General features: G+C 61.7%; 13 protein-coding genes. 4 read left to right on the top strand and 9 right to left on the bottom strand.

What is annotated here, in order from left to right:
- The first annotated feature begins 138 nt into the window (after positions 1-138).
- Complete coding sequence (locus GCM43_RS14705) at positions 139-3090, top strand: hybrid sensor histidine kinase/response regulator (protein ID WP_193315625.1); 2952 nt, start codon at positions 139-141, stop codon at positions 3088-3090.
- 2 nt (positions 3091-3092) lie between these two features.
- Entirely contained in the window at positions 3093-3977 is an 885-nt protein-coding gene (gene bla, locus GCM43_RS14700) for a class A beta-lactamase (protein ID WP_152245525.1), read from the top strand.
- Here the strand turns inward: bla and GCM43_RS14695 are convergent, their stop codons facing one another.
- The 7 genes from GCM43_RS14695 to GCM43_RS14665 all read right to left on the bottom strand — a co-directional run bounded on the left by GCM43_RS14695 (position 3978) and on the right by GCM43_RS14665 (position 13541).
- A complete protein-coding gene (locus GCM43_RS14695; protein WP_152245523.1) occupies positions 3978-4412 on the bottom strand; it encodes a DUF695 domain-containing protein in 435 nt (144 codons plus the stop codon).
- Positions 4413-4451: 39 nt separating this feature from the next.
- Positions 4452-5108 carry a hypothetical protein gene (locus tag GCM43_RS14690; protein WP_152245521.1) on the bottom strand — a complete coding sequence of 219 codons (657 nt, stop codon included), beginning with the start codon at positions 5106-5108 and terminating at the stop codon, positions 4452-4454.
- Positions 5109-5206: 98 nt separating this feature from the next.
- A complete protein-coding gene (locus GCM43_RS14685) occupies positions 5207-5473 on the bottom strand; it encodes a PAAR domain-containing protein (protein WP_152245519.1) in 267 nt (88 codons plus the stop codon).
- 10 nt (positions 5474-5483) lie between these two features.
- Positions 5484-7118: a type VI lipase adapter Tla3 domain-containing protein gene (locus GCM43_RS14680; RefSeq protein WP_152245517.1), complete on the bottom strand. Its 1635-nt coding sequence runs from the start codon at positions 7116-7118 to the stop codon at positions 5484-5486.
- Between the two features lie 40 nt (positions 7119-7158).
- Complete coding sequence (locus GCM43_RS14675; RefSeq protein ID WP_152245515.1) at positions 7159-9432, bottom strand: T6SS effector phospholipase Tle3 domain-containing protein; 2274 nt, start codon at positions 9430-9432, stop codon at positions 7159-7161.
- A 34-nt stretch (positions 9433-9466) separates the two neighbouring features.
- Entirely contained in the window at positions 9467-12265 is a 2799-nt protein-coding gene (locus GCM43_RS14670) for a type VI secretion system Vgr family protein (RefSeq protein WP_152245513.1), read from the bottom strand.
- 88 nt (positions 12266-12353) lie between these two features.
- Positions 12354-13541: a GAF domain-containing sensor histidine kinase gene (locus GCM43_RS14665; RefSeq protein ID WP_152245511.1), complete on the bottom strand. Its 1188-nt coding sequence runs from the start codon at positions 13539-13541 to the stop codon at positions 12354-12356.
- Between the two features lie 117 nt (positions 13542-13658).
- Between GCM43_RS14665 and GCM43_RS14660 the strand changes: the two genes are divergently transcribed.
- Positions 13659-14636, top strand: coding sequence for a nucleoside hydrolase (locus GCM43_RS14660; RefSeq protein ID WP_152245509.1), 978 nt, complete (start codon positions 13659-13661; stop codon positions 14634-14636).
- Positions 14637-14698: 62 nt separating this feature from the next.
- Here the strand turns inward: GCM43_RS14660 and GCM43_RS14655 are convergent, their stop codons facing one another.
- Together GCM43_RS14655 and GCM43_RS14650 are read right to left on the bottom strand one after the other, a co-directional pair.
- Positions 14699-15124: a hypothetical protein gene (locus GCM43_RS14655; protein ID WP_152245507.1), complete on the bottom strand. Its 426-nt coding sequence runs from the start codon at positions 15122-15124 to the stop codon at positions 14699-14701.
- Entirely contained in the window at positions 15121-15456 is a 336-nt protein-coding gene (locus GCM43_RS14650) for a hypothetical protein (RefSeq protein ID WP_152245505.1), read from the bottom strand. Before GCM43_RS14650 ends, GCM43_RS14655 begins: the two co-directional genes overlap by 4 nt.
- A gap of 171 nt (positions 15457-15627) precedes the next feature.
- On the opposite strand from GCM43_RS14650, the gene GCM43_RS14645 reads away from it, so the two are divergent.
- Positions 15628-16158 carry a hypothetical protein gene (locus GCM43_RS14645; protein WP_152245503.1) on the top strand — a complete coding sequence of 177 codons (531 nt, stop codon included), beginning with the start codon at positions 15628-15630 and terminating at the stop codon, positions 16156-16158.
- Positions 16159-16270: the final 112 nt, after the last annotated feature.

Genomic DNA, 16270 nt, shown 5'->3' with positions numbered 1-16270 from the left:
TTCGTGCAGGCCTGAGTTGGCAATTACTAGTACTATCTCCCAACTTGCCGCTGCCCGCCACGCCCTGTTTCAGTGCAGCGCATTATCATGCTCAGCCTGTTTATTCATCCTATGCTTGCTACTGACCACCGAACCCAGATGCCGCCAGTTGCCGCCGCGCACGCCGCCGCCCATGCCTATGAATATGGCGTCGAACCGATGTTTGTGATCGATGCCGAGGGCACGATGCACAATCCCAACGCCACGGCCAGGCGGCTGCTGCCGGATGCAAACTGGGCTGCACTCTGGAGCACGCACCAGGCAGCGGCGGTGAATGCAGCGCTGGAACAGGCCCGCCAGGACGGCACGGCGCGCTGCGAAGCGGGCCTGGCTGGCAGTCACGACAGCACGCCCTGGCAACTGGCCTTGCACCGGCTGCCGGAAAGCGAAGGTGCGGTGCTGGTCACCCTGCGTCGCCAGGCGCCACCACCGGACGACAACGAAGCGCGCGCGCGGCGGCTGCTGAGCGCGCATTGCAATATCGTCTGGAGTACGCGGGTGTTCGGGCAATTCGATACCGACCAGCCTGGCTGGCGTGCCTTTACCGGCCAGAGCGAAGCCGAGCTGATGGGACGTGGCTGGATCAATGCGCTGCATCCCGACGACCGCAGCATGCCCTACGTCATGCCGTCGCATCTCACTACCGTGTTTGAAACGGAATACCGGCTGCGCCATGTCAGCGGCGCATACCGCAATATGGTGGTGCGCATGCTGCCACTGCTTGACGAGCACGGCGCCGTACGCGAATGGCTCGGCTCGCACACCGACGTCACCACCCAACGCCAGGGCGAGCAGCAGCTGCGCCTGGCCATGCAAGGTGGCCGCATGGGCACCTGGGAAATCGACCTGGGCAGCGGCAGCCTGCATTGCTCTGAGGCCTGCCGCGCCAACTTCGGCTTGCTGACGCACACCGAACTGAACTACGCCCAACTGACCGGCGCCATGCTCGATGGCGACTTGCAGCAATGGCAGGAAGCGGTGCGCACCGCCATCGCCGCTGCAGCAGACTTTGAAATCGACCTGCGCGTGCGCTGGCCGGACGGCTCGCTGCATTGGGTCCACATGCGCGGCACCTGCACCAGCGACGGCGCAGGCAATGTCATTACCCTGTCCGGCATTTCGCTCGACCTGACGGCCAGCAAGCAAAACGAGGAGGCGCTGCGCCTCACGCTGGCCGCTAGCGAAGTCGCCACCTGGAGCTGGGATATCGTGTCCGACCTGGTCACGGCCGACCGCAATATGGCGCGCCTGTTTCCGCTGCAGCCGCAGCCCACCGCGCCCACGCCGCTGGCCAGCTATCTGTCGCTGATCCATCCCGATGACCTGCCGCACCTGAATGCAAAAATCACCGAGGCCATCGAGGTCGGGCAGCCATTTGAAGCAAGCTACCGGATCGAAGGCGCCGATGGCCAGACGCGCCACGTGCTGGCGCGCGGCCGCGTCGAATATGGCCCGGACGGCACGCCTTTACGCTTGCCGGGCGTGATACTCGACATTACACGCCAGAAACAGATCGAAGACGCGCTGCACAGCAGCGAAGAGCGCTACGGCACGCTGATCGAGCTGATGGATCAGGCATATTGTGTGATTGAAATGCTGTATGACGCAGATGGTTATCCGGTCGACTGGCGCTACCTGGAAGGCAACCCTGCTTTCGTCAAGCAGTCCGGCCTGGAAAACGCCTTCGGCCGCACCATCCGCGAAATGGTGCCCGAACATGACCAGCACTGGTTCAATGTCTATGATGAAGTGTTGCGCACGGGCCGCCCGATCCGTTATGAAAACGAGGCGCACGCCATGCAGCGCTGGTTCGATATCTATGCCACCCGCCTCGGCGGCCCCGGCAGCCGCAAGCTGGCGGTGCTGTTCAGCGATATTTCCGAACGCAAACGCAGCGAACTGCAGTTGCGCAAGCTGGCCGACGACCTGTCGGAAATGGACCGCCGCAAGACCGAATTCCTGGCCACGCTGGCGCACGAACTGCGCAATCCACTGGCGCCGATCCGCAACGGCCTGCAGATCATGCGCATGGCAGCCGACAAGCCCGACACCGTGGCGCGCGTACGCGATGTGATGGAACGCCAGGTCAACCAGATGGTGCACCTGGTTGACGACCTGCTTGACGTGGCACGCATCACGCGCGGCCAGATCGATCTCAAGCCCGAGCGCATCGACCTCAAAACCGTGATTGCCAGTGCCGTGGAAACCAACACGCCGCTGATTGAAACCAACCGCCATCAGTTGGACCTGGACATGGATTCGCAGCCGCTGCTGCTCGATGCCGATCCCACCCGGCTGGCCCAGGTGCTGGGCAACCTGCTCAACAATGCGGCCAAGTACACGCCTGCCGGCGGCCGGATCAGCTTGATCGCCCGGCGCGATGGCGACGAAGCGGTGATTGCCGTGCGCGACAGCGGCATGGGCATACCGCAAGGCGCGCTCGGCAGTGTGTTCGACATGTTTACCCAGGTCGGCCAGAACATGGGCCGCGCGCAAGGCGGCCTGGGCATCGGCCTGTCGCTGGTGCGGCGCCTGGTCGAGCTGCATGGCGGCAGCGCCAGCGCCGCCAGCGACGGGCCCGGCCAGGGCAGCACCTTTACCATCCGCCTGCCGCTGCTGCCCTTGCCGCCACAAATCGCGCCGCAAGCCGACGACAGCGCGCCGGCCGCCAGCGGCCAGTTGCGCGTGCTGGTGGTCGACGACAATATCGACGCTGCCGAAACCCTGTGCGCCATCCTCGACATGATGGGCCACCAGGCCGAGATGGTGCATGACGGCGCGCAAGCGCTGGAGCACGCAGCGCAGTTCCGGCCCGATGTGGTGTTTCTCGATATCGGCCTGCCCGACATGGACGGCTACGCCGTGGCGCGCGCGCTGCGCCAGACGCCGGTCGGCCAGCATTGCGAACTGGTGGCGCTGACCGGCTGGGGCGGCGAAGACGACCGCAACCAGGCCAGCGCGGCCGGTTTCAACCATCACCTGACCAAACCGGCCCGGATCGACGCCATCGGCGCACTGCTGGCCGGCCTTTCCACATCGAACCAGACCTGACCATGCCCGATTATCTGCACTCTCCCGTCCGCCGCCGCATCGTGCTCGCTGGCGGCGCCGTCCTGCTGTGCCCAGGCGCACTGTTTGCGGCTACCTCTTCTTCGCCACAGCAGCAACTGGCGGCGCTGGAACAGGCTGCCGGCGGGCGCCTGGGCATATCGGCCGTCAACGCGCGCACTGGCGCGACCGTGGCGCACCGCGCCGACGAACGCTTTCCGATGTGCAGCACCTTCAAGGCCATGCTGGCGGCGGCCATACTGGCGCGCCAGGCCGGCGACGCCACGCTGCTGGCGCAGCGCATCAGCTATCAAAAAAGCGAGCTGGTCACCTATTCGCCAATCACCGAAAAACACCTGGCCGACGGTATGACGGTGGCCGAACTGTGCGCCGCCACCGTACAATACAGCGACAACAGCGCAGCCAATTTCCTGATGAAGTTGCTGGGTGGCCCGCAGGCCGTGACCGCCTTTGCGCGCAGCATCGGCAACGATGTGTTTCAGCTGGAACGCTGGGAAACAGAACTCAACAGCGCGATACCGGGCGAAGTGCGCGACACCACCAGTCCGACAGCAATGACGCACAGCCTGCAACAGTTGCTGCTGGGTGAGGCCTTGCCAGCGTCGCAGCGCCAGCAACTGGAAAGCTGGATGCGCGGCAATACCACGGGAGACCAGCGCATCCGCGCCGGCCTGCCAGCCGGCTGGAGCGCAGCCGACAAGACCGGCTCGGGCGCGTATGGCACCGTCAACGATATCGGCGTGGCCTGGTCGCCCGACGGCACACCGCTGGTCATCGCCATCTACTACACGCGCGAAGTGAAAAACGCGCCCACCAACCAGGACATCATTACCGCCGCCACCCGCATCGTGACAGCGGCGCTGGCCTGATTACTTTGGCAGGGCCGCCATGAAAGCGGCGTAGGTGGCCCACGCCGGATCGGGCGCGCTGCGAATTTCTATCGGGAAGCGCGGACGGTCGGCCAGCGCGCTATTCAAGCGGTTGAAGAAGTCCTCGCCCGACTGCGTGTAGTAAATCCATTCGCGCAGGTTTTCACCGGTCGACACCAGCGCCAGCGTGGCAAAGCCTTCTTCCTCCACCACCGGCTCGAGCGCCGCTTCGAGCTCTTCCATCTGCTCGCGCTCGGTCGGCGACGGCATGCCCGTCGGGTTTTCATAGCGCCAGGCAATGATGATGCGATCCGGCTGCGTGGCCAGGTCCCACTCATCGTGGAAGGCATCGACGTAGCGATAGATAATGGCCATATCGTCGTTATGGGTAACGATGGTGCCCCAGCTGCGGGCGGAAGTGGAGTTGTGATTCATAATGGTAATAAAAGCAGATTAATCAGACAGGCGCGCAGCTTACAGCATCGCCGGGCAAGTGACATTCCACGCATCATACTGCGCCCCGCTCTTGCGCAGCCAGATGCGCAGAAAGGTGTTGCGGTCGCTTTTGAACACCAGCGCATACTGCTCTTCGGCGCCGGGGCGCGAGGCGCCCACGTCGACCGCTGCCAGCACAAACGGATACGCGCGCGCCGGCGCACAGGCAGTATTGCCAGCCATCAGCAGGCGCGCCCGCTCCAGCAAGGATTTCTGATACAGCAGCACGCCTTCCAGTTCCGCATCCGGCACCCGTTGCAGCATACGCACCGGTTCGGCGACGGCGCGGCAGGCGCCACGGTCGAGCCAGGCGTAATATTGCGTGTCCGCGCTCTGCCAGCGCGCCTGCTTGCCATTACCATGCAGCACATGATTGATGCGCTCGGTACGGCACAGCGCACCCCGCCCGCGATGCGGCGGCGCTTCGACGCTTGCTTGCAACGCGCCGTTGCCTCCATCGGCAGCCGGCACCGAGTCAAACACCAGCCGCGCGCCCTTTGGCGGCGCCGGCTGCGTGGCCTGATAGTCGTGGAACGACTGGCGCTCCTGCGCTGTCGGCGTGCGTGCGGTTTCCTGCGCGTGGGCGGCAGAACAGAGCAACAGCAGCGCCAGCAGGCGCGAGGTACTTCCTTGCATGCAATTCCTTTGTAAATTCCTTTGTATATCGACTGCACCATGCTAGCCGCGCCAATCCAGTCGGCCAACGACAGCCAATTATAGCGCCGCTGTCGGCCTCAGGAAGAACGGTAGTTGTCAGCGCCCGCGATCAGCTTTGCGCCGCAACTGGTGACGTCGCCCTCGAACGCCACCGCTACGCCGTTGATTGCATGGCGCGCCGAACCGCTGCGTATGGTGCAGCCCTGATGTCCTTTGACGGGACAACTGCACAGATCACCCACACAGGCTACCGCAATACCATTGATTGTAAAGTGGGTAGCAGCGCAGTCGATCACCTTGCCGCCATGGCTGGTGGCGTCACCCAGCCGTATCACCTTGCGCATGTTTGTCTCCTTATTGTGCTTGCTGGCTTTCCAGCAGCGCTTCCATCGACGGCGCCTGGTAGTTGGCCGGATCGACCGCTGGCGTGATACGGCTGCGGAAAATATCGCCGCCCGCATCCTGCTGCTTGCGCCGCGTCTCGCTGGGCGGCGTAATGAAAATAATGCTCGCTTCATGGCGGTCGCGCAGATTAATGGCGGCACTGGCGCCGCCTTCGCGATAGCTGCCCATCACACCGATCGCCATCTGCATAAAGAAGGTGGCCGCGCCGGTATTGCCCAGCCGTAAATCAGTATCAATAAATTGCGCGCTCTTGCCGGTATCGATCTCGGGCCCGCCTTGCGCAGCATAGTCGTGCAGCAGGCCATCGAGTAACAGCAGCTGTTCGCGCTGTTTTCCGGTAGCGGCAATGATGCGCGACGGCCCTTTGTTGCGCTCGGCTTCTGGCAGTGTCTGCAACGCCTGCTGCCAGCCGGCATTGAGTATTTTCTGGCGCTGGTCGCGCCGTTCGACCGGCTTGCCATGCTCGTCGGCAAACTTGACAAACACCGGCCGGTGAACAAAGCCAAACGAAGGCAAGCGGTCAAAGGTTGCCATCTGCTCAATACTCCACGGGATGGGAAACCAGGGCGTCGGTTTCCAGTCGCGCGGCGGCCGATGTTGCCAAGGGTTGGCACCGTCGAGCATATGCAAGCCTGTGCCACGCACATCGGGGCGCTGGGCAAAGGCGGCAGCGGCGGATAGCCATTCGGGGACGGTGGGCTGGCGCTCGCTGAACGCATCTGGCCGCTTTTCTTTCTCGGGCGACGGCAACGACTGCATGAGGTCGAAATACATCGCACGAAACTGCTTCTGCCCAAATTGATGTTGCGGATCTTCCCACACATAAGGCCTTAGCGGTTCAACCCGTTCCCGCCGCGCCAGAATGAAAACAGCAGTGGCGTCTGGCATATCTGGTATGTAATAACCATTGATCAGCTTCTTTTTGGCCCCCGGCAAACGGCGGCTATCCCGGCTGCCAGGGCTGTCTTCCGCATGCAAGGCAACATAGGGTACATCGGGATGCGCATCGAAGAAATCAAATACCGCATTGAGTAAATCATCAGGGTGTTCATCCAGCCTCCACGGCGCGACAGAGAACAAATGCCATCCCATACCTGATGTCACTGCACCTGCGACCAGGCCAGCAATCGGTTCGTTCAGCCTTGGCTGACCATCAGGATCGAGAATTGCGGCGCCAGCATAAAACGAAGGCAGGCCCCAAAATAAAGGCGTCGAGTTGATGCCGTTTTCCAGCGCGTCATATGCTCTGGTACCTCCCCTGCCATCTTTATCTTCGCCTGACCACGGATACTTCTTTGGATCCTGCTCACGGATGCTGGTGTAAGCGCTGCCCTTTTGCAAAGCATCCCATAGCCAGGCCTGGCGATACTTATCAAGTGTTACGCCCAGACCCAGTACTTCAAGCACATATTCCCGTCGCTGCTGAATATCCTGCGGAGTGGCGGCAGCTTGCTTTGGACTAACGGCAGCTTCGGTCGCCCGCTCGTATGCTTGGCTTTTCGGTACGAAACCCAGATACAGAACTACTGCAAGTAGCACGACAATCACCAGTACGATTCCCAACCAGCGGAGCATGATCATCATTATCCCCTTGGAATGAACCACATTTAAAAACTGACACTGATTATTTTTTTCCGGCTTTCTCCTTGACCCTCTTCATTTTCCTGGTTTCTGAAATTACAATTTTCCATAATGGACCACTCAACAAAGGCAGCTCTGACGGCAAAATCCCCGAGTTGTAATACTCGATAGTGCCGTCTATTACAGCCTTACGCCAAGCCCGCTCCACGGACAAATATGATGAGAAATTGCTCAGAAAGTCGCTTCTCTTGCGTATGCCCTCACGCTGCTTGTCTGTGCTTTTCTTGTCTTGAATACGCCAATCCGCTACCGCGCACAAATACGCATAGAACGCAGGATCAGAGGAAGCCTTGCCACTGCCTATCGCCACGTCGTAAGCAGTGACCTGGCTATGATTTTTGACGCTGCCAATAATAGAGCTGTGATAGGACTTGGGACTGACTTCTTTTTGCCAGCGCAGCCGCGCTTCGTTTGGACTTTCCTGGATTTGCGCCAGCACTTTGGCGTTGGTAAAACGTGTTGCCGAGATCACCTTGCGCTGGTCGAGCGCGGATTTGCTGTCCAGATTCATTTCTTTGTTGTAACTAACCGTCATCAAGTCCAATTTCCCAGCGAGGATTTCTTCATCATTTTCCGGGAATTTTTCACGACCATCCGGATCTGGCCGGTACTCGCTGCGTGTCTGAAAGCCCCGATTACTGGCAATCGGAATGGTTGCTTCGATCGGATCGACCGGCGATACCGGGCCAGCATCCTTCCCTGGTCGCCTGGCCATGGTGGAGCTGGCTGGAATGTCAGCGACATCGATATGGCCGGCTCCGCGCAAATCGGCCGGTACCGGCTTTTTCAAGGCTTCGCCGGTGATGGTGCGCACGCCGTCGCGCTGCTCTTCCTTGCTCAGGCGCGCATTGATCGGCCAGGCGACGCTCTTGTGCTGGGCGCGATATTCGCGCAACGAAGCATCGACATGCTCGCGCTCCGTTTCCGCGCCAATTCGCAGTGCAAAATCATGGGGTGGCGCCTTGCCGACCAGCGACAGACCGGTCTTGCCGGTGGCGGGATCGCGCCGAACCTTGTTGCTGAAGACGCGCTGGAAAAAGCCCTTTCCCAATTCTTCCAGCGCCTTGCGCGTGACCTCGCGCTCGACGACTTGCGTGGTTTCATTGGCATACCCCATTGCGCCGAAATCATATTGCTGGCTTTCCTCTTTCAGCTCGCTGCCAACGGCGTAATCGGGCACACCATCCCAGCCGATACCCTGCATATTGTCGAGTGCAACGGTCATGTCTTCCGGACAGAAATACAGATACACCTTGCCACGATTATCGCGGTCAGCTTCGGCTTTCCAGGCGGGGCCCACCATACCGCGATGTTCGTCATCGCCCAGCGAAGCAAATGTCGGCGCGGCGGCCTTGCCGCTACCTTTGGCGACACCGGCCGCGATATTGACCAGTGTTTGCAGACGCGCGCCCATGGTCTGCACGCCATCGAGCAGGTGATAGTACGGTTTCATCGCGGCCTCCTCGCCACCATCGAACCAGCCTGCTATGCGCATCATGCGCGGAATATTGTCCACCAGGCTATAGGGTGGATGGGTCAGGATCAGATTATCGGCAGGCGCCAGCCCTTTCTCCATCAGCATGGCCTGCGCCAGTAGCGACAGCAGGCAACCCTGGCTATGCGCAACGATGCTGACCGTATCCTGGGCGTCATAATCGCGGATCATGGCAATCAGGGCGGCCAGGCGCTGGGCGGCCAGCACGAAATACATGCGTCCGGGCGCCGTGCGCAACGGCCTCAACGGGTCGCCCATGGGGTCGATCCTGGCAGACAGGCCGGGACGCCACATATCGGGTAGATTGCTGGTGGCGTTACCAAATGGGCCGCCCTCCTTCGACAAGTCCTTATCCAAGCGGTTGCCGTAGCGGTCGACAAACTGGCCGTTGACCGTTTCCGTTTGCTTGCTCACTTCCCGATAGCCCCAATAAAACGGAATCACCGGGCTATTGGTCTGGTCGGTCAATATGCGTTTGAAAAATACGGCGTCCGGATCGTCCAGAAGCTTGTCATGGTCGGCCTGCGTGGGCATGCGATAGGTGGCCGGCGCAAAGCCGCGTCCCAATCGCGACTCGAGTCCGGCGCACAAGCCTTCCTCCACAGCCTGGTAACTGACGCCCACATCGTTGACGCCATGAATGACGATTATGTTGCCGGGCAGGTTGCGGCGTATTTTGATTTTCTTGCATGCCTTGCGTTCGCAGTACAGCAAAGACATGTCCTTGCCCCGAGCATATGGCACTTTCGGATACAAGCTCATGGCATAGCTCCTCTCGGCAGGAATGTCAGCTGGTTCAGTCCCGGTGACTCAATACTTCGATAGCAACGCTCTGCATGGCGTCGCGCTCGAGCACCTCGCTCTTGCCTTCACCATCGCTTTGGCCCTGATTGGATGTGCCGTCGCCAAGCTTCAGGTCAAACGCGCTTTGTGGCGCCAGTTGCGGCTCCTGCTGTACGCCATCAACCATATCGGCACCCTCATACTGGAAGATAAATTGCTGGTCGGCCTTGCCTTCTCCAAAATCCGGCAACGTAGCTTCCATGCTTTGCGCATCATTGAAAAGAAAGCTGGGCGCATTGAATTTGAGCGGCGAGTTACTGCCGAACGTAATGCCGTCGGCTATCCGGATAAAGGCCCCATGCTTGGAAATGAGCACGATCTCGTCGGCCATGCCGGTCAGCTTGCCCTCGCTGGCGGTCAGCCGCAAATTCTTGCCAGCATTCACTTGCGTATCGTCGTGCTGGCTCTGCAAAAGCAGCACGCCGTGATGGGCAATCGCGCGCATGCCGTCGGCATGTGAAAACAAAGAAATTCCCTTGCCGGCAGTGATGCTGCAGCGCTGCCCTGCCGTCCATTGCAGGTGCTGCTGGGCCACCGTATCGACATTGCTGGCGGCATAGGTAATCACGGCTTTCGAACTGGCAAAGCTGATGCCGTCCGGCGCCGTGACGGTGATCACCGGGGCACCGCCTGGTTCGGCGCGCGGTTGGGTATTGCTGGCGCCTTCCCAGCTTTTCAACGCTTGCTGCAGTTGCTGCTGCGCCTCCGGTTCGCTGGCCAGGGCCGCGTGGTTGGCGGCATAACTGCCGAGCGAACGAAACAATTCCAGACAATTTTCCATCAGCGCCAGATACTCGCTGCGCGCCATCTGGCCGTCAGCGGCATGCAAGCGTTCCCAGGCCGAGAGCAGCATGCCCTTACCCGCGCGCAAGGCAAGCTGCTGGTCGGTACGCAATTCCGCGCCTTCGCCACGCGGCGCCGCCTGTCCGTCGCGCCGGTCCTGCGCCAGCCAGCCCAGGTTCAGTTGGGACACGCCATGCTCGCTGGCCAGTTGGGCGCTGATCTGGCCCTGCGTATCGTCAAAGCGCAACTGATTGGCGCGCGCGCCCCTGATCTCGCGGCTCCGGATGCCCGACAGATAGCGGTTGCCGGGCAACGCGCCGGCACGGCACAGAGCGATCGGCGCGGCGCCGTGGTTATACAGCTGTCCGACGATGATGGGCCGATCCGGGTCGCCGCCCAGAAAGTCGAGCAGCACTTCCGTGCCGACCCGCGGCAAGCCCAGGAAGCCGCATTGCCGCGCGCTGCCTGGCCCATTGCCGGCCCAGCTCGAGGCTACGCGCACCCAGGCCGAATCGGCATCGCTATCCCTGGCCCCGGCGCCGCCGGCGTGTGCATGATCGGCCGGGCGGGTCGCAGGGAAGCGCACCTTGACACGGCCCGTGGCGTCGCAATACACCTCCTCGCCGGGCGGCCCCACCACAATCGCACTTTGCATGGCCACTGGCGGCAGATCGGTGCAGCTGTCATACGCGGGTACTATGGCCACGCCACGCCGTACCACCTGCATGCTCATGCGCACACGCAGCGGCCCATGCTCGACTTGTTCAGCTGTCTCCCGCTGCAGCAGGGCGTCGCTCTCGGTCAGCCAGCGATTGCGCGCAAACAGCCGCGCCACGCGCGCAGCCAGCTGCTTCGACAGATTATTCTGGACAGCCAATTGCTGTGAGATAAGCACAAAGTCGCGCTGCCCGTTCGGTAGCGCATCGATCTCCGGATGCTGCTCCAGCGTAAAGTACTCACCAACGCACAGGTCGCGCACACAGCCTTCGGCATGAAAACAATGGCGCGCATAATCGTGCTGCTGCAAGGCCAACGCGCCAATGCGGCACAGCGCTTCATGATCCGATGCGGCGCGCGGCGGCGACACGCTATAGTCATCGAGACTGGCGGCCAGCACATTGCCATGCATGCCCTGTCCGCCTGGAGAAGCGAGCTCGGCCGTCATGAACTGACGCGCCAGCGCGCGCTCGTCGTTCCAGCTGTGGCGGGTTACTTTCCCCGCCTGCAGCGTGCGTATTTCGTGCCAGGTACTGAGGCTATCGCGTTCCTCGGTAGCGCGTTCGGCGTGATAGCGCACGCTGCCCGCCGTGCTCTGTCGCAAGCCATCGGCGTGGTTGAACAAGACCAGCGTATGCGATGGTTCGGCACTGTCGCCTGCGCGGAAAAACCAGGCGACGCCGCTGCGCCTGAGCAGCCTGCGCACAAAGGCGGCATCCGATTCGTTGTGCTGCATCACGAACTCGCGCTGCGGAGCACTGTGCGCATCAAAAAAATCGGCATAGACATATTGAAATGCCTGCGCCAGCACGCTATTGCTGTTAATCCATTCATCGAGCAGCAGCTGCACGATAGCCAAATCTGACAAGCAACGAAACACGCGCGTATTGCGGCGCTTTTCCATAATGGCAAACACATCGTGCAGCACCAGCTGGTAGCTCGACAAGGCACCATCGCCGTCGCCGGCGCTGGCCTGCGTGACGATGCCGCACAGGCTGCGCAGCCGGCCGGTATCGGTCACGATCTCAACTGCGGCCGGCAACGCAAGCAGGCTGTCGAGCGGCAAGCCGGCATGGGCCGACACGCACAGCACGCGACACTCAAAACCGCCACACAGCGATTCGGTGCAAAAAATCCGTTGCGGCAGCAAGGCCCCCGGTGGCAGTTGCGGGGTTGCGCCCAGGCGCAGGCGCAAGGGCCGGTGGACACCCTCACTTTCCAGCTCAGACAGCGCGTCATTGTCGGCAGCCATGCTACCCCCATGCAAAGTCAATCAGACAACAATGCCACGAGGTGAACAGGTAATGCTTGCGCTGGAGCAAGCGGCCAGCAAACAGCTATCAGACTGATGCCGGCACCGCCATACGAAAACTGAACACCGTACCCGCCTCATCCGACACCACGGCAAGCTCGCCATTGTGTGAGCGGGCGATTTGCGAGGCGATGTAGAGGCCCAGTCCCAGGCCGCCAGCGCCGGGTACGGCGTCGCTGCCGCGCCAGAATGGGTGGAACAGGCGCTCGATGGTGGCCGGGGCGATGGGCTGGCCCTGGTTGCTGACGGCCAGTTGCAGCTGGCTGTTGTCACACAGCGCGGTGACCACGATGGGCTGGCTTGGGTCGCCATGCGTCAGGGCGTTGAGCAGCAGGTTTGACAGCAGCTGGGTCAGGCGGCCTGGATCGCACACCAGCTCGCAAGGCAGTTCGATGCGGCTGTGTATCAGGCGACCCGGATGGGCGCTTTCCAGCTCGGCAATCGCATGCTGCAATTGCATGCCCAGTTCGCTGGTGCTGATCAGCGCCAGCGGTATGCCGCCACCCAGGCGCCCGCGCGCAAAATCCATCAGGTCGTCGACCAGATTGGCGATGCGGTAGCCGCTGCGGCCGATGCGCTCGGCGACGTTGCTCACCTTGGTGGCCGGCGCCATCAGCTTGATCAGCTCGGCGCCATTGATAATCGACGACAGCGGCGTGCGCAGGTCGTGGCCCAGCACGGCAATGAATTGTTCGCGCCATTCGGCCGCCTCGCGCTCGGCCATCAGCGCGCCTTCGGTGGCGATCATGCGCTTGCCTGTTTCCAGCTGCAGCGAAATGAGCTCGGCATACAGGCGCAGCGAGTCGCGTACCTTGTCGGTCGACAAATCCTTGGGCAAGGGATCGAGGCCGCACAGGGTGCCGAAAAACTGGCCGTCCTGCCAGTACAGGGGAATCGAGAAATAACTGTCGAAACGGTATTGTTTCGGTGTCGGATGATCACGGTACAGGTCGCTATTGGCCACGCTGTCGATCACGATCGGCGTCTGGCGCGTGCGCACGGCGTCGCACAGCGTGCTCGACAGGATCAGCTCGGAGCCAGGCGACAGCTCGTAGCCCAAGCTGTCGAGCACGGCGCAGGCGGTCCACGAGTGCTCGGTCACGCGCGCCACGCAGACAAAGCGCAGACCGGTGCTGTCGGCAATCACGCGCATAATGGTGGGAACGGAGGCAATCGATTGCACCAGTGCGACATCGTTGGCTTGTAAATCATCCATACCTGGCGGCTCGTTTCGGCGGTTGTGCTGACGCTGATTATGGGCCATTCCCGGCCAGAACACCACGCTGGCGGCGCCTGTTAAAATCGACGCGCTTCCACTTTCACCAGGTTTGCCATGTCCCGCTCTTTCCCCCTGCTGCGCCACGCGCTTGTTTCGTCCTGCGCCCTTGTCGGCGCCTTGATCGCACCGGCTGCCGCCGTTGCGGCAGCACCACAAAAAGTCATCGTCGACATGGATATCGGCGACGATATCGACGACGCCTTTGCCCTGGCCCTGCTGCTGCAAAGTCCCGAGATCGAGATCGTCGGCATTACCACCGCCTGGGGCGATACGGCCTTGCGCGGCCGCCTGCTTGAGCGTTTTCTGCGCGAGACGGGCCATGCCGGCATTCCTGTGGCGCAAGGCATCACCACTGCCAACCCCACGCCATTTACCCAGGCCCGCTATGCGCAGCGCGGCGCGGCGCCCTTGCAGGCACCGCAGGACGCGGTCGACTTCCTGCTGCGCGAAGCGGCGCGCCAGCCCGGCCAGATCACCCTGCTGGCGCTCGGCCCGCTGACCAATGTGGGCGCCGCCATCGAGCGCAACCGCACTGCCTTTGGCCAGCTGAAACAGGTGGTGATGATGGGCGGCTCGGTGCGCGCCGGCTACCGCAAGTCGCAATATGTACCCTCGCGCCCGGCCGACAAGGAATACAACATCGCCTCCGACATCAAGGGTGCGCAGGCGCTATTCGCTTCCGGCGTGCCGATTGTGATGATGCCGCTCGACTCGACCCAGATCCGTCTGGACGAAGTCGAACGCAACGCCATCTTCGGCCACGGCTCGCCGATGACCGACGCCGTGACCTTGCTGTACCACCAGTGGATCGACAGCTATCAGCCATGGTCGAGCAATATGCCGTCGCTGTTTGACGTGGTGCCGGTGACGTACCTGATCGATGCTGCCACCTGCCCGGTCGTGCCGATGCATATCAGCGTGACCGATGACGGCTATACGCGCGAGACGGCAGGCAAGCCCAATGCACGGGTTTGCCTGGCGTCCGATACGCCACGGTTTTTCAATGTGGTGATGCAGCGGCTGTTGAAGTAGCGTTTTTTAACCCGCCAACAAATGACGGATGCGGGTAACGTGGTGCCAGCAAATTCGGCGCCCTAATCGTCTCCCATGGCCTCAAGCCACTGCTGCGCGAACACCTGCGCTACCAGTGCATCGAGCGTAGGCCAGGTTTGCGCCAGCCAGCCGGCGGCCTCGGGCAGGGTCGCCACGTACGGCGCGCGATTGACAGCGCAGCGCTCCCCGCAAGCCAGTACCTGCTGCACGCTGTCCAGGCCGCCAGCAATCATGGCGGCAATCGGCATGGCGATCAGCTCGGCGGTAAGGTGCGGACGCAGCTGGCAGGCCGGCGCAATCAAGGCAAACGACAGATCCACATACGCCCAGCAATTGGTGGGCCAGTGGGCGTTGCGCACCGCAGCCAACAGTTCGGCGTCCGATACCGTTGCCGGTTCGGCTTTGGCGCGCGCATAGAAGGCGGCCAGCGCGGCCAGTTGCGGTGGCGAGGACCAGCTCGCTGTCATGCCGGCCCCGACAATTGCAAGGCCGCGATGACGCGGTGCAATTCACTCATGGTGAGCGGCCTGACCTTGTCCTTGCGAAACAAACTCCAGCCTTCGCCATGAAACAGGTACTCGTCAGGCGCCAGGCCAAAAGCTCCACGCAGCGTGCCATCGGCGCCGGCAAAAGCGATACCGAACGTGCTTTCCAGCTCTTCGAGCAGCGCGCAGCCATCGTCGCCGGTAATGCCCAGATCGTCTTCGATCAGGGTAGCGGCATCGATGCACTGGCCGGCAGGTGTGCCCTGGCTGGCGCGCACGGCGGCGGCAACTTCTGCAAAAGTGGCGACTGGCATCTCTGTATGAAAGAAGCAAATAAAGGCTGATGGTAACTGGCTTCCGATACAGGTGGCAACGCGCGCAGCAGGTAGCACCGTGTCACTTACAATAAGCCAGCCGCAGGAACTTCATACCGGCGTGGACTATGCCACCAACCCCAACCGACTTGGTATCTGAAAGGAGCCCCTTTGCTGACACTTGACGACCCGCTCTGGCCCACCTTGCAAGGCGGCTACCGCATCGACTATGACGCCGCACCGGCGCTGCGCGAACTGGAAGCAGGCGAAGACAGCTGGCAAGAGCTGTGGGAAGAACTGCACCACCAGGGCGATGTGGGCGTCGCCTCGTATGCGGCCGTACCGCAGTTGGTGCGCATTGCCGCCGCTGCAACCGAACGCAGCGAAGACGTGTATGCGCTATGCGCATTGATCGAACTGGAGCGCCACCGCAAGCACAATCCGCTACTGCCCGACTGGCTGCGCGAGAGCTACCGCAGCGCCTGGGTGCAACTGGCGCAGCTGGCCACGCGCGAGCTGGAAGGCCAACTTCAGCCGGACATGCTCAACGCCGTGCTGGCGGTACTGGCGATGGCAAAAGGCGACCTGAAACTGGGTGCACTGCTGATGCAGATGGATAGCTCGGACGCTGATGAATGGCTGGAAGACCATCTGGGCTGGAGCGAACTGTATCGCCTTCCCGAGGAGCGGCAAGTGTTGTAAAAGCACCGCCATAGTGCGGTTGCCAGTGATGGCGATTTCAACCTTTCTTCGGTATAGTGCCTATTTTATCAATTTTTATCCGGGAAACTGACCAATAAATGACGCTCGATGG

The sequence above is a fragment of the Janthinobacterium aquaticum genome (assembly GCF_009208565.1).
Taxonomy (GTDB): domain Bacteria; phylum Pseudomonadota; class Gammaproteobacteria; order Burkholderiales; family Burkholderiaceae_D; genus Janthinobacterium.
The sequence above is the reverse complement of the archived record's forward strand: the minus strand, read 5'-3'. Positions and strand labels throughout refer to the sequence as shown.